Source organism: Roseibium marinum (genome assembly GCF_002906165.1).
Taxonomy (GTDB): domain Bacteria; phylum Pseudomonadota; class Alphaproteobacteria; order Rhizobiales; family Stappiaceae; genus Roseibium; species Roseibium marinum.
On record NZ_PPCN01000005.1, the window covers coordinates 29,700 to 44,433 of the forward strand.

Sequence of the window (14,734 nt, forward strand, 5' to 3'; positions counted from 1 at the left end):
GACCATGACGGACAGCATTCCCGTTATCGACCTGAAACCTCTCTTCGAAGACGGCGACGCGGGCAGGCTCGCCGTTGCCCGGGAGATCGGGGAAGCCTGCCGAGGCATCGGCTTTTTCTACCTGAAGGGACACGGCGTGCCGGCGGAGCGGCGCGAAAGCGTGTTCGCCATGGCGCGAACCTTCTTCGAAAGTCCGGACGACTTGAAGATGAAGACCGCCTATTCCAGGGACACCGGCAACCGGGGCTACGTGCCGATGAAGGGCGAATCCCTCGACCCGACCAAGGCGCCGGACCTGAAGGAGGGCTACAATATCGGCCTTGACCTTGCCGAGGACGATCCGGAAATCCTTGCCAGGGCGCCCTTGCGGGCACTTAACCTGTGGCCGGACGTGCCCGGGTTCCGGGAGATCATGCTGGACTATTACGACGCCATGCTGTCCCTGGGGCGGACCCTGCACACGGCCTTTGCGACCGAGCTCGGCCTCGATCCGGATTTCTTCGATGACAAGCTCCGGCGGCCGCTCGCCACCCTGCGTCTCCTGCACTATCCGGAAAGCCCGGCGGAGATGGAGGAGGGCCAGCTCGGCGCCGGCGAACACACGGATTACGGCTGCGTCACGCTGCTGGCGACCGACGATGCCGGCGGACTGGAGGTGCGTACCCGAGATGGAGAGTGGCTGTCGGCGCCCTACATACCGGACACCTTCATCTGCAACATCGGCGATTGCCTGATGCGCTGGACCAACGACCTCTATGTCTCGACGCCGCACCGGGTGATCAATCCCTCGGGCCGGGAGCGCTATTCGGTGCCGTTCTTTCTCGATCCGGATCCCGACGCGATCGTCGCTTGCCTGCCGGGTTGTTCGGGTGAGGACAGCCCGGCGAAATACCCGCCGATCCGTGGTGACGACTATCTCCTGAGCCGGCTCAACCCGACCTATGAAAAATCCGGTCTGGTGACCGGGGCAATCAACTGAAATTCTTCCGGTTGAGTCCTCGGGAAGAAGCGTCCTTCCTCAAACGGGCGAAACCCCGGGGTGCCGCTCTCCAGCGTCGTTTTTCGTTCACCAGGGCGATTCCATATTCTGGAGCCCGTAAGCCGCGTCATTTCTGTCTGGTTGTATTGGCCGCGCTGAAGTGGATGGAACTCCGGGCTCAGTTCAAGACATTGCATCGATCCGAAATTCTCGAGCGGCAATCATTTTTTCGATGGTCAGCATACCATTCCATCCGAATGTTTACATCAGGCACTTTAAGGTTAGATATTTTTTATTCACCAAAATATTATGCAAAAAGTGTAAAATAATGAAACTGTCTAATGTTAATTTGTAACAAAACTTTTCACTCTTCTAGAAAAATCAAATTTATAAATCTATTTTTGAATTATTGCTTGTTTAATTTGGTCTGATTGATAATTTAATCTTTGAAAAAGGCGTGAAGTCCCGATTTTTCCTGCGTGAGAACAGGAAAACTGTGCCGGAAGCAAGCGGCAAGGAGTGCGTTTCCTGCGAGAAAGGGATCTGTGATGTTCGGCCGATCCGGAGTTTGGCCGATTTTAGAGTATTCGAGCGTCTCGTTTGCGCGCGCCTGGGTCCGTACTCTGGTGGACGCGGGATTTTCCGGCGTTCGAAAGGTGGTCCCGGATCGCGGAGACATCCTGCTGCATGTATTCGTGCATGGCTTGAAGAAGGTTTTCGCGCGTTTCTGCCGGAATTTCCGCGAGTTCTCTTTGCGCCTCGAGAATCGAGTTCGGATCGATATCACCATCCCCTGTTTCGATCGTCCGCAACAGCGGATGGTCCGCCCCCGGTATCTGCGCGCCTACAGCGGCAACCGCGAGAAAGAACTGTTTCGGTGCTGATCCAAGCATTCGCAATTCCTCCGGTTTCCGCGTGCTTTGGCCAATTGCATATAGGAGCGAAGAATGACCGGTCAAACAGAGAAGTTCGACGACCTTCTGCGTCTGCGGACTGCAGTGGTCCAGGAATTGTCGGCGGTGTTTGCGGAGCATCACAGGCTCTTGCAGGTCGCAAGTGCCGCGGAGTTCAAGAGCCTGGATGAGGCGACCTGTTCGGAAGCCGAAAAGGAAAAGGAAGCCGTGGCCACCAAAATCGAATGCAACGCGGCCGCTTCGGAAAAACTTACCGCAGAGCTTGATCGGATCGACCGGGAGCTGGAACGCAACGATCTGGAAGGAGAGGTCAATGATTGAACAAAGTGCTGCGAACCTGTCGGTTTTTGATCTTTTGGCGATGTCCTGGACATTGGAAGAGGAGATCGCTCGGTCCGAGGTCAGCTCTGACGGTCAGCATTCCATATTCCAGCAAGCGTCGGGCAAGCTGGCCATCATGAGGACCTCGGACGCGGAATCGCCGGCAAGACGCATGACAATCGACAAGGAGAGCGGCAGGACAACCATCCGCCCGCGGACCACGCCTCCCATGCCCCCCGTGAGATCCGGGATCCTGACGCGGCCCGATCTTCCTGTTGTTCGTTTCGGGACAGGGGACTTCGCAGCCGTCAGCGAAAGCGGCGCTGTCTGCCAGGTGACCGCGCGGGGTCAGGTTCTGGAGAGATTGTCCAATGAAGGCGGACCGGCGACGGCTTTCTGCGGCGACCTTTCCGGAAGCCGTCTTGCCCTGGCGCGGGAAAAGGATCTCCTGATTTTCGACGTGGCGAGTGCGGAAGTTGCCGCTTCGGTTCAACTCAGGCATTGCGTGAGCTGTCTTGCCATGGATCCGAATGGGTCACGGGTAGTGGCCTGGGGAGAGAATTCCGTGTCGATCGTTGATTGGTCGCAGAAGGAGGCGGACATAAAGACCTTCGCCTGCGAGGGAGATGTCGTCGACATGAGCTGGAGTTCCTCGGCAAGTCATGTTGCCTGCGGATCCGTGGACAACACGATGCTGATCATCGATTGTTCGACAAAGCAGATCCAGCGCGTCGAAGGGTTCCCGGGTGCGGTCCGGTGCGTTGCCTTCAGCGAGCCCGGCCATGCGCTTGTCGCGTCAGGCGCCTTTCGTCTGGTGGCCTGGGCGGAAGACGATCTGCCCCTCAAAGACGAACCCGGTACGTCCCTGGTCTCCGGAAAGACCGGATTTGTGGTGATCGACAGGATAGCCGCGCACCCGACACGCGGGTTGGTCGCATCGGGTTACGCGAACGGATTGATCTCGGTAACCGGTATCGGCACACCGGACGAACTGATCCTGCGGAAAAGGTCGAGTGCCGCGGTGACAGCATTGCGCTGGTCGCCCGACGGAACCCATTTGATCGTCGGGGATGCCGGCGGCGACTGCAGCATCGTCACCTTGCCGGAGAAAATGTTCAAATGAATGCGAAGGAGGAAAAAATGAAAAACGAACTCACGCCGGAGGAAGTAAGCAAGGATCGCTACTTCAAGCGGATCGCTGAAATATCGGAGGAGATGATCGACGAGCATGGCAAGGATTTCGCCATGGGTGCCCTGGTGATGGCCGCTCAATGGATCGCGCGGGACACATCGAAAACGGCCCCGGAAAACCAGCACTGATCAGGAGGTCAGGCCACTCAGCCGGTAGCGTCTTCGGTAACGCTTCGGCGCCATTGGTTGACGGTGATCTCGCCGATCACTGCGGCCGAGGCCGCCAGGATATCGGGATTTGGATCGCCTGCAGCCTGTTTCCTCAGCGACACCAGATCCTCCTGCAGCCTGTCCTGAAGAACGCTGGAATAGGCGCACATTTCCTGCAGACGCAGGGTCACAAAATCAAGGCAGTCCCCGGTCTGCCTGAAGAGCGGTTCAAAACCCGGTGAGGCGTCTCGCATGAGGTGCCAGTGAAACGAGGTATGAGCCGCCGCGCCAAGGGTTGCGACCGTGCTTCTGCGCCAGTCCGAATATGCGCCATCCGAACCGTAATCAAGCCCGACACTGTAAAGTTGCTCCGTAACCACACGATAAGCGCGGCCGCCCGCAATATGGCGACGCCAGAAGTCTGTCGTTTCCTCCACCGAACTGCAATTGGTGAACCGTTGGGCAAGTTTGCGCCGGACCAGGAAAGCAAGCACCATGTCTGCATCTTCAGAAATGGAGCGGGCGATCTGCATGGCGGGAATTGGCAGGTCCGCAAAGAACAGTAGGCGAATTCCGTCGAGTTGCTCCATCAGCCGGAAAGTGACGGCTCTGACGCTGAGCCACTGTTCGCGCGATAGCCGAGTTTCGGGAAGCGTATCGGACCGGCATGCCGCCGCATGGAGTGCCGCGACCCAGATCAACGCCTGGTCGAAAAGCAGGAAGGCATCCATTGGAGCGCTGTTGACGTTGAACTCCGAAACTCTGAATGGACGGAAGCTGTTGAGGGATCCGATCGACCGGCGCCAGATACGTTCATGGTCCAGCCCGCGTGCAGACCACAATTGCTGGGTTCGCGCCAGCAGCTGGGGTGAACAACCGCGATAGCTGTTTTCGAACGAGGCTTTTCCCTGAGCGTTCATTGTTGTCCGACCCGGATTACCGACAAATCTGTTTTGGCCAGGACTTCCTGCCCAATGGCGCGGATCTGACTTGTGACCGCAGCACCGCTTCAATGGACGGATGAAGAGGTCGCTGTCCGGCGACGTCCTCATGGCCTTCATCTATGTCAATGTCATTTCAACTTCATTTATGGGTGCATGCGCCATGTGGGTCCAGCAGGTTTTCGAAAACCAAAGTGCATCGTGAATGTGTAACGCTGTAAGTCGTTGCAGGTGTGTGTGTAAAGCAGTGTAAAAATTTGCAACATTCCAGCGCGACGTTGCTTGTTTCTGAATAGACGGCGCAAATTCTTCTTCTTTTGTTTTCAAATAATTTTTGATCAGAAAAGTATTTTAATACAGATACTTAAGAAAATCTGACCTCGTATTTGTCCATTCTTCTCGAATTATCTCCCAATCCGGTACGCCCCTTGCATTTACCCGGGGACAACAACGCGGTCCAGCCGAAAAAGGATCGCCAAGAACGAAGGATAGGGAGGACAGGGCACCGTTTTGCCGAAGGAGGGCAACAGCGGTGCGTTTCCGAAGTTCCCGAAGTGGGGACCTTCTCAACCTTTGCCGTCATCCGCCCGGTCGAACGCCTCTTCGGATCTTTCGGATTCGCAGGCAGGCAGTGTCTTGTCCGGGTAAACCGGCAGCAGTCTGCTGCCTCCCACCGGCCGGTTCGCCGGTTAGAGCTCTAGGAGGCTCAAGGTATGGCGATTACGCTGAATAAAATTACCTCCCAGCGGGGGATTTCCGTTGGGGAGGCGACCAAGAAGATTTCAGATCTCGGATGGAACCCGACCTACGTTCAGGAAGCAGCGACGTTTCCGACCGATTACAAGATCACCAAGGCTCCACGGGATCCGATGAAGCAGGTGCTTCGTTCCTATTTTCCCATGGAAGAGGAAAAGGACAACCGGGTTTACGGTGCCCTGGACGCCGCCTTGCGCGGTGACATGTTCCGCAACGTGGAACCGCGCTGGATCGAATGGATGAAGCTCTTCCTGGCGATCATTCCCTTTCCGGAAATCTCGGCTGCCCGGTCCATGGCGATGGTTGCGCGCCTGGCTCCCGGGGAGGACCTGAGAACCGGCTTTACCATGCAGATGGTCGACGAGTTCCGTCACTCCACGATTCAGATGAACCTGAAGAAGTGGTACATGGAAAATTACATCGATCCGGCAGGGTTCGACATCACCGAAGAAGCTTTCGGCAAGTGCTACGCGACCACCATCGGACGCCAGTTCGGTGAAGGGTTCATAACCGGCGATACCATGACGGCAGCGTGCATGTATCTGACGGTTGTCGCGGAAACGGCCTTCACCAACACGCTCTTCGTGGCAATGCCTTCGGAAGCGGCACGTAACGGTGACTATGCGCTTCCCACCGTGTTCCTGTCCGTCCAGTCGGACGAAAGCCGCCACATCGGCAACGGTCACTCCCTGTTGATGGCCGCTCTGAAGGAGCCGGAAAACCATCTGCTCCTGGAGCGTGATCTCCGTTACGCCTTCTGGCAGAACCACGCGATCGTCGATGCCGCCATCGGCACCTTCATCGAATACGGCACCACCAACCGTGACAAGGACAAGGAGTCCTATGCGGAAATGTGGCACCGGTGGATCTTCGAGGACTACTACCGGACCTACATGCTGCCGCTCGAGAAATACGGCGTGAAAATTCATCACGACGACGTTCAGGAAGCCTGGAAACGGATCACCGACCAGAAATACGTTCACAAGGTCGCCCAGTTCTTCGCGGTCGGCTGGCCGGTGAACTTCTGGCGGATCGAAGCCCAGACGGAAAAGGACTTCGAATGGTTCGAGCACAAGTATCCGGGCTGGTACGCCGAATTCGGCGACTTCTGGAAATGGTACGGCAAGCTCAGCAAGCCCGGCGAGAAGGTCATCACCTTCAATGAGGAAACGGGATACGTGTACCCGCATCGCTGCTGGTCATGCCTGGTGCCCTGCCTGGTCCGTGAGGACATGGTAATCGACCAGATCGACGGCAAATGGCACACCTTCGCCCACGAGCTTGACCGCTGGACCGCGGTAGAAGCGTTCGCGGACGAGTATCAGGGCCGTCCGACGCCGGCAATGGGCAAGTTCTCCGGAAAACGCGAATGGGAAACCGTCTATGACGGCTGGGATCTGGCCGATGCCATCAAGGATCTCAACTTCGTCCGCGAAGACGGTGAAACGCTGGTTCCGCAACCGCACTTGCGCTTCGACGACAAGGACATGTGGAAGCTGGAGCACGTCCGCGGACACACGCTTGCCTCGCCGCTCAACGCTTTGCGGGCAATGTCCGACAGCGAACGCGACGCGCATGTCGCCGAGTACCGCAAGGGCTTCACCATCAATCCCTGCCACTAAGCAACGTTCGGAGGCCGGAAACGGCCTCCGCTCTCCCGGTCCGCGATCACGCTTCGCGGCAACGCCGAATATGGAGACCAAACTGATGGGTGAAACCTACAACGTCCGACTGGAGCCGGTAGGTGTGGAATTCGAGGTGGAGGAGGATGAAACCATCCTTGATGCCGCTTTTCGCCAGGGCATTGCCCTGCCGCACGGATGCAAGGAGGGACAGTGCTCGGCCTGCAAATGCATCAAGCTGGACGGCGAATCCGAAATGTTGAAGTACTCGACTTTCGCTCTCAACGACATGGAGCGTGACAGTGGCCATGTTCTGATGTGCCGGACGCTCGCTTACAGCGACATTGAAATTGAACTTCTGAACTATGACGAGGAGGTTCTTTCAAAATCCATTCCGGTGAAGGAGTTTGCCGGCCGGATCGTCGATTTTCAGAAACTGACCCATGATATCCGCGGCGTTCAGATCGAACTTCAGGAGCCGCTCAAGTTCTGGGCTGGGCAGTATGTCGACATCACGGTCACCACGCAAACGGGGGAGACGATTACACGTTCGTTCTCCATGGCAAATCCGCCGAGCGAAGCCGAAAGCCTCTCGTTCATCATCAAAAAATATCCCGACGGACGCTTCTCCAACGAGCTCGACAACGGCGGGATCAGGATCGGCGCCGGCGTCCGGGTCTACGGACCGTACGGAATGTGCTTCCGACGAGAAGGACGGGAAGGACCCATCATCTTAGTTGGCGCGGGATCGGGCATGTCTCCGGTCTGGTCGATCCTCAACGACCATGTCGCCAGCAACGAAGACCGGCCGGTCTATTTCTTCTACGGAGCGCGGACGCGAAACGATCTCATCAAGCTTAAAGAGATTGGCGAGCTTACCGCCAAATTTCCAACCGTCGAATTCATCCCGGTGCTCAGTCACGCCGACGATGATGCGGATTGGGAAGGCGAGCGCGGGTTTGTGCACGAAACCGTCGATCGCCGGCTCAAGGAAATGGAAATCGACGGCGAAGGCGACGTCTATGCCTGCGGACCTCCGCCGATGATCGAGGCGCTGACACCCGTGCTCTTCATGCACGACTTCGATGCGGAACGCATCTTCTTCGACAAGTTCACTCCGACTTCCGGTTCATCGGCCCACTGAAAACCAGGGCCGATCGCTAGTCAGTGATCAATGGAAATCCAGGGAGGCTACAGTGGTAGCAACGTCAAGTTCAGTCGGATCAGGTGCCGCGGGTGCAGCGACCTTCGTCGGATCGGCAAGCCGCCGGTACAATTACTTCGAACCGCGCGGCAAGCGCGCAACCCACTACGAGGATGTGACGGTTGATGTGCAACCCGATCCCGAACGGTATCTGATCCAGAACTGGATCATCGAATTCGAAGGCGGCAAGGGCGGAGGCGCCTACAGGAAGGACAACACCGCCGCGCTCAGCTCCAACTGGCATGCCTTCCGGGCCCCCGACCAGGAATGGGAAAGGACCCATTATCAGCGTCAGTCCAAGATTGTGACGATGGTGCAGAGTGTTATTGCGAATGCCCGCAAGGCAGGCGCCCATTCCGCCTTCGACAAGACCTGGAACCGCATCCTTCAGTCCCATCTGGGTGCCTGGAAACACGCGGAATTCGGGTTGGGAACCTCGCTGATGCAGGCACAGCGGTACGGCTACACCCAGATGATCAACAACGCGACGCTGACCAACTCCAGCTACAAGATGCGGCTCGCCCAGGACATCACGCTGTACCTGGCCGAAATCGGCATGGACATCGAAGGCTGGGATCATGAGCTCGGCAAGAAGTTCTGGCTGGAAGATCCGATCTGGCAACCGACCCGTGAAGCCGTCGAAACGATTATGGGATGCGAAGACTACCTGGAGCAGTATTTCGCCATCAATATCGTTTTCGAGCCTCTGGTGGGTGAGTTGTTCCGCTCCGGTTTCCTCATGCAGGCAGCCGCGGCGAACAACGATTTCATCACACCTCCGGTGATTTCCGCAGCCGAGGCCGATTATGAGCGCAACCTCGCCAACACGATCGACCTGATGTACCTGCTGATCAACGACGAGAAGCATGCCGCTCACAACAAGGCGCTGTTCCAGTCGTGGGTCAACAAGCACAGCGCACTGGCCGACAGGGCCGCGCAGGCTCTGCAGCCGATCTGGTCACAGCCCCATTCCAAACCCGTTGCATTCGAGGATGTCAAAGCCGTGTCGCAGGAGCGTATCGGCCAGATTCTCGGAGAACTCGGCCTCAGCCGTTAATCCAAGGAGTACCCAGATGTCCAATGTAGCGCGCAATGCGTCAAAGCAGAACATTTTCAAGTCGATGAAGGAGATCACGTTCGACCAGACGATCTCGCATCAGTGCGGCGTGACGATGAATGACAGTGTTGAGGCACGGGCAATCGCCGAATTCATGGGGCAGGACCCAAACGTGACGGTGACCTACAACCCGGCGACCATCCGTGTCGACGGCGAAGGCAAGCTTGTCTTCAAGATGGACGAGATCGGCGAATATCTCGGCCGTGAAATAACCGCGGAGACCTTCGAAGTGAACACCTCCACCCATTACGGACGGATGGTGCGGGTCGATGACAATACCGTCGTCCTCTTCGGCAACATGGATGACGTCATCGAATACATCGAATGACGTCCCAGCCGCAGGCCCTTCCGCCCGGTCTGAGGCCTGCGGCTCCCATTTTTCAGTCAAACAGCAGCATTCTCTAGAGGGAGGAACGAGATGTACAAGACCAAGGACGGAAAAGAGATTTTCATCCTCGACGGCCACACCCATTTCTGGGACGGGAGCCCTGAAAACCAGGCCAATATTCACGGCAAGCAATTCATCGAGTGCTTCTACGCCTATCACACGAATTTAAGCCCTCCTGACCAGCTCTGGGAAAAATCCCGGTTCGAGAAGTATTCCGAAGATGACATTTATCGCGACCTGTTTATCGACGGTCCCGACGACATGGCGGTCATCCAGTCCACCTATCTGCGCGATTTCTACAAGAACGGCTTTTCCAGTATCGAGCGCAGCACGGAAATGGCATCGCGCCATCCGGAGCGGTTTATCGTCAATGGCGCCTTCGATCCGCGCGATGGCGAAAAGGCGCTGGAATACATCCATTACATGAAGGAAAATTTCAATATTCAGGGTGTGAAGATGTACACCGCTGAATGGAATGGCGAGAGCCAGGGGTGGGCGCTCAACGATCCGGCTGCCTACAAGTGCTTTGAGCTTTGCGACAAGCTGGGCATCCGCAACATTCACGTTCACAAGGGGCCGACGATCATCCCGCTCAGCAAGGATGCCTTCGACGTCCACGACGTAGACCACGCGGCGACGGATTTTCAGAACCTGAACTGGATCGTTGAACATTGCGGCTTGCCGCGGCTCGACGATTTCTGCTGGATCGCCACACAGGAAACCAATGTTTATGGCGGGCTGGCGGTCGCGCTGCCGTTCATCTTCTCGCGACCTCGCTATTTCGGTGAAGTGATCGCCGAGCTCCTGTGGTGGATCGGCGAAGACAAGATCCTGTTCGGCTCGGACTATGCCATCTGGACCCCGGCCTGGCTGGTGGAGCGGTTCTGGAACTACCAGATCCCGGAGGACATCTCCTCCGAGCGCGGCGGCATCCAGCTCACCGACGAGATCAAGGAAAAGATCCTCGGTCTCAACGCGGCGAAACTCTACAACATCGACCCCGTCGCCAAGCTGAAGGAGCTGAACGCCGCACCAATCCAGATTGCAGCGGAGTGATCAGATGGTTCTGGAAATCCAGCAGTCCGAACTGGTTTCGGCAGTGTGGGGAACGCTTGAGGATGTGACCGACCCCGAACTCGACGAGCCCATCACCGATATGGGCTTCGTTGAGCGGGTGGAGGTTGCCGATGCAAGGAAAGTGGAAGTCGATTTTCGGCTTCCCACTTACTGGTGTTCTCCGAATTTCGCGTTTCTGATGGCGTTCGGCATCAAGCAGGAGATCGCCCGGTTGCCGTGGGTGAGGGAAATCACCGTCACGCTGAGAGATCATTGCTTCGGGGAACAGATCAATGCCGGGCTCAACAGCGATCGTGCGTTCAGCGAGATTTTCGCCGAGCATTGCGGTGGCGAAAATCTGGAGGCCGTACAGCTGAAATTCCAGGAAAAAGCCTTCATCCGGCGCCAGGAGACCGTCCTTCTGGCTCTGCAGCACCGTGGGTATTCGCCCGGGCAGATTGTATCGATGACCCTTAAGGAGTTCGATCAGGTCGAATTCCAGGGAGGGGAAGAGAGCAGGCAGAAACCGAGGTATCGCTCGCTGCTCATCGAGCGGAACCTTGCAAGGGAACCGGGCGATCCGGTGTTTCCGACCTGGCAGGGCGAACGGATCCCGCCGGACAATCTGCGCAAACATCTCGGTGACCTGCGTTCAGTGCGCATCAACATGGAGTTCAACGGTGCGCTCTGCCGTGGACTGAAATCGACACGCTACAAGGAGGTCGAGATCAGCGCGGACGGCCCGACGCTCGTGGACTTCATCCATGACCGCGTACCGCCAGATCCATCCGCCTCAACCGGTCGCTGAACGCAGCCTGGATGCGCCGCCACGCGGTGTCACCAACAACAGGAAAATTGAACATGGCCAAATTACTCATTCACAACGGTGCCGCGCGCACCGCGTTGGCCCGGGGCGTGGCGAAACTCGCTGCAGCCGTCGAGCCCACACTCGGGCCGAAGGGCCTGAACGCAATGATCGACCGACCTGTGGGGACACCGCTGATCACCCGAGACGGCGTGTCGATCGCCTCGGAGATCGAATTGCCCGACCGGTTCGAGAATATGGGTGCGCAAGTCGTGCGGGAAGTGTCCATGCAGACCAACGAAGTGGTCGGCGATGGAACCACGACCGCGATCGTGTTGGCGAACGCACTCATCCAGAAGGGTGTTGAGCTCACCGCCAGTGGAGTCAAGCCGGTTGATCTCTGCCGCGGTATCGAGCTTGCGGTGGAGAAGATCGTGGAAGGGCTCGACCAGTCATCGCGTTCTTGTGTGGAAAATCCGGAATACCTGGAAGCCGTCGCCCGAGTGTCGGCCACCGACCCGGAACTGGGTGGGCTCGTTGCGGAAGCTTACAGGAAAGTCGGCAATTCAGGGATCATCACAGCCGAATTCGGTGTCACCGTCGATTCGACGCTTGAAGTGATCGAAGGCATGTCCTTCGAGCGGGGTTATATCTCGCATCACATGGTCACCGATCGCGAGCAAATGGACGCGGTTCTGGAAAATCCGCTGATCCTGCTGACGGATCAGAAAATTCTGGCGCCGCAAATCCTGGACAATGCGCGCCGGCTTGCCGCAGAGGCCGGACGTCCGCTGCTGATCATTGCCGAGGAAATCGCGCCCGATGTGGTCGTTTCCTTGCTGGAAGACGGCGGGCCGGGCAAATACCTGATCGTGCACCCGCCGGAATACGGTCATTGGCGAACGGCGATGATGGACGATCTGGCGATCATGACGGGTGGTGAAGTCATCGCGCGGGACCTGGGCAAAAAGATCGAAAAAGTTACTCTGGCCCAGCTCGGCGGAGCCCAGAAAGTCAAGGTTTCGGCGTCCCACACTTCCATCTTGAAAGGTGAGGGAGATCCACTGGCCATCGTGGCACGCAGGGCGCAGGTTCAGCGGCAATATGACGTGGCACCTCCCAATATCGAACAGGACAAGTTGCGCGAACGGCTGTCGAAGCTTACCGGCGGAACAGCGGTGATATTTGCCGGCGGTTTTACGCCGGTCGAGCAGAAGCGAAAGATACAGCTTATCGATGATGCCCTTTCCGCAGTGCGCGCGGCCTTCGAGGATGGCGTCGTCGCCGGTGGTGGAACAGCACTGGCGCAAATCGATTGGGTTCTCAAGGGCCTGGTTTCCGAAAACGAAAGCGACGTCAAAGCAGGCGTCGAGCTGGTCCGCGGTGTCCTGACACGTCCGCTGGCGCGCATTGCGAGCAATGCCGGAGCCGATCCGGAATCGGTCGTCGTCACTGTCACCGAAGCCCAGCCGGGCATCGGCTTCAACGCGGCGGTTGGAGAGTTCCAGGACATGTTCGCCGCCGGCGTGATCGACCCGGTTCGGGTGACCGCCAGCGCGCTTGTGAACGCCACATCCGTCGCGATGCTGATCCTGACCACCGAAACGCTGGTTGGCGATCTGGAAGAAGGCGAAGTGGATCCGACCTCCGGACCCGCGCTTGGCGGCGGCTCGGAACTTCTCGGCCGCCCCTAGAAAGAGGCTCGTCCCAACGGACCGAGTGCAAGTCAGAAAATGAAACAATTCTAGGGTCTGTGGACACTAAGGATTTGGTCGAGGTTTGGATGCAAAACGCCCAGTTCAAGAAGCAAGGTCGCGGGAAGGGTGTTCCCTTTCAAGACATTGGGACGCCGAAATGGGCGTTTTGCGCCAAATCTCTTCGAGACGCGGTGGATTTCGGTCCCGACTGCGTCGGAAAGTCCTTGTGGTGGGCGGCACCACTGCGGACTTTCCTCCTGTTCGGACACCGAAATCCGGCTCGCGCCGCGACCCAAACCTAATTGTCCACAGACCCTAGAGCGTTAGAGAAATCCGGGGTGTTTTGAACACTGGATGCTCCAGGAGCTCAACTCGGTGCCGATGGGCATGGCACCGGAGATCATCGGAATAAGGAAAGGACCCGTCATGAAAGCAGCCAGGCTTTACGAATATGATCCGGCGATGAATGTCGAGCTCAAGATCGAGAACGTCTCGCCACCCACAATCAACACGCCGGACGGAGTGATCGTGAAGGTCGGCGCGGCCGGCCTGTGCCGGACGGATCTGCACATTATCGAAGGTGTGTGGAAGGACATCATGGATGTCGAAGGTAGTCTTCTACCCTATATCATGGGGCACGAGAATGCCGGGTGGGTGGAAGACGTCGGCAGCAACGTCACCGCTGTCAAACCGGGTGACGCGGTGATCTGTCATCCGTTCCGCAGTTGCGGAACATGTTTGAACTGCCGCTATGGGCACGACATGTATTGTGACCACGGGCAATTTCCCGGCCTGGGGCTGGATGGCGGGTTTGCCGAATATTTTCTCACCAACGAGCGCTCCCTGATCAAGCTGAACACGGATATCACGCCCCTGGAAGTGGCTCCGATGGCCGATGCCGGCATCACCGCCTACCGGGCAGCAAAACGGGCGGCGCGGCTTGTCTATCCGGGAGCCTATGTCACGGTTTTAGGGGTCGGCGGACTGGGCCACATCGCGGTCCAGTGCCTCAAGCACATCTGCGGAGCGCGCGTCATCGCTGTTGACCGCGAACCGGGCGCACGCCTTCTGGCCAAGCAGTTGGGGGCGGATATCGTTCTGGATGGCGGGCCGGATCTCATCGAGACGATCAAGGAAGTCACCGGCGGCGGTAGTCATGTGGTGATCGATTTCGTCGGTGAACTCGGCGTTGAGAACATCTGCTGGAAACTGCTGCGGCAGGGAGGCGAACTGATTGTCGTCGGCTATGGCGGCACGATAGAAATCCCGACCGTCGAACTGGTGGTCAACGAAATCAAGATTGGCGGAAGCCTGGTCGGGGACTACACCGAACTGGTCGAACTGATGGAGATGAATGCGGACGGCCTGGTGAAAATGCACTACACTGAGTATTCGCTCGACAACATCAATACCGCAATCAGGGATTTCAAGGATCATCGCTTCACCGGGCGCGGGGTTATCGTGCCGTAAGTGATTTGAATATCGAGTCTTCCGGAGACAGCGTGGCATGCATGTCGTCGTCGGAAGGCTTGATCCGGCTGTGCAGATTTGATCCAGCGGACAGACAAATTTCAAGCAAGATGTTTCATATAT

General features: G+C 57.5%; 14 protein-coding genes. 12 read left to right on the forward strand and 2 right to left on the reverse strand.

Annotation, left to right across the window (positions count from 1 at the left end; translation table 11 throughout):
* Positions 1-4 precede the first annotated feature (4 nt).
* Positions 5-979 carry an isopenicillin N synthase family dioxygenase gene (locus CLV41_RS12870; RefSeq protein WP_103222823.1) on the forward strand — a complete coding sequence of 325 codons (975 nt, stop codon included), beginning with the start codon at positions 5-7 and terminating at the stop codon, positions 977-979.
* A 578-nt stretch (positions 980-1,557) separates the two neighbouring features.
* Here the strand turns inward: CLV41_RS12870 and CLV41_RS12875 are convergent.
* Positions 1,558-1,872 carry a hypothetical protein gene (locus tag CLV41_RS12875; RefSeq protein ID WP_103222824.1) on the reverse strand — a complete coding sequence of 105 codons (315 nt, stop codon included), beginning with the start codon at positions 1,870-1,872 and terminating at the stop codon, positions 1,558-1,560.
* Positions 1,873-1,926: 54 nt separating this feature from the next.
* Here CLV41_RS12875 and CLV41_RS12880 point away from each other — a divergent pair, with 54 nt between their 5' ends.
* The 3 genes from CLV41_RS12880 to CLV41_RS12890 are packed head-to-tail and all read left to right on the forward strand — an operon-like array spanning position 1,927 to position 3,534.
* Positions 1,927-2,214, forward strand: coding sequence for a hypothetical protein (locus tag CLV41_RS12880; protein WP_103222825.1), 288 nt, complete (start codon positions 1,927-1,929; stop codon positions 2,212-2,214).
* A complete protein-coding gene (locus CLV41_RS12885) occupies positions 2,207-3,337 on the forward strand; it encodes a WD40 repeat domain-containing protein (RefSeq protein ID WP_103222826.1) in 1,131 nt (376 codons plus the stop codon). The genes CLV41_RS12880 and CLV41_RS12885 overlap by 8 nt, the downstream gene beginning before the upstream one ends.
* A 17-nt stretch (positions 3,338-3,354) precedes the next feature.
* On the forward strand, positions 3,355-3,534 hold the full coding sequence (locus CLV41_RS12890; RefSeq protein ID WP_103223084.1) for a hypothetical protein: 180 nt from the start codon (positions 3,355-3,357) through the stop codon (positions 3,532-3,534).
* 17 nt (positions 3,535-3,551) lie between these two features.
* Here the strand turns inward: CLV41_RS12890 and CLV41_RS12895 are convergent, their stop codons facing one another.
* Complete coding sequence (locus tag CLV41_RS12895) at positions 3,552-4,475, reverse strand: hypothetical protein (RefSeq protein ID WP_103222827.1); 924 nt, start codon at positions 4,473-4,475, stop codon at positions 3,552-3,554.
* 734 nt (positions 4,476-5,209) lie between these two features.
* Here CLV41_RS12895 and CLV41_RS12900 point away from each other — a divergent pair.
* The 8 genes from CLV41_RS12900 (at position 5,210) to CLV41_RS12940 (ending at position 14,611) form a co-directional block, all read left to right on the forward strand.
* Entirely contained in the window at positions 5,210-6,874 is a 1,665-nt protein-coding gene (locus CLV41_RS12900; RefSeq protein ID WP_103222828.1) for an aromatic/alkene/methane monooxygenase hydroxylase/oxygenase subunit alpha, read from the forward strand.
* Between the two features lie 85 nt (positions 6,875-6,959).
* Complete coding sequence (locus CLV41_RS12905) at positions 6,960-8,018, forward strand: NADH:ubiquinone reductase (Na(+)-transporting) subunit F (protein ID WP_170107184.1); 1,059 nt, start codon at positions 6,960-6,962, stop codon at positions 8,016-8,018.
* A gap of 52 nt (positions 8,019-8,070) precedes the next feature.
* Entirely contained in the window at positions 8,071-9,135 is a 1,065-nt protein-coding gene (locus tag CLV41_RS12910) for an aromatic/alkene monooxygenase hydroxylase subunit beta (protein WP_103222830.1), read from the forward strand.
* Positions 9,136-9,151: 16 nt separating this feature from the next.
* Positions 9,152-9,523, forward strand: coding sequence for an MmoB/DmpM family protein (locus CLV41_RS12915; RefSeq protein WP_103222831.1), 372 nt, complete (start codon positions 9,152-9,154; stop codon positions 9,521-9,523).
* A gap of 90 nt (positions 9,524-9,613) precedes the next feature.
* Positions 9,614-10,639 carry an amidohydrolase family protein gene (locus tag CLV41_RS12920; RefSeq protein ID WP_103222832.1) on the forward strand — a complete coding sequence of 342 codons (1,026 nt, stop codon included), beginning with the start codon at positions 9,614-9,616 and terminating at the stop codon, positions 10,637-10,639.
* A gap of 4 nt (positions 10,640-10,643) precedes the next feature.
* The gene (locus CLV41_RS12925) at positions 10,644-11,447 is read left to right on the forward strand and encodes an iron-sulfur cluster assembly protein (RefSeq protein ID WP_103222833.1); all 804 of its coding nucleotides are present in this window, start codon (positions 10,644-10,646) and stop codon (positions 11,445-11,447) included.
* A gap of 53 nt (positions 11,448-11,500) precedes the next feature.
* The gene (groEL, locus tag CLV41_RS12930; RefSeq protein ID WP_103222834.1) at positions 11,501-13,138 is read left to right on the forward strand and encodes a molecular chaperone GroEL; all 1,638 of its coding nucleotides are present in this window, start codon (positions 11,501-11,503) and stop codon (positions 13,136-13,138) included.
* Positions 13,139-13,567: 429 nt separating this feature from the next.
* Complete coding sequence (locus tag CLV41_RS12940) at positions 13,568-14,611, forward strand: NAD(P)-dependent alcohol dehydrogenase (RefSeq protein ID WP_103223085.1); 1,044 nt, start codon at positions 13,568-13,570, stop codon at positions 14,609-14,611.
* Positions 14,612-14,734 lie beyond the last annotated feature (123 nt).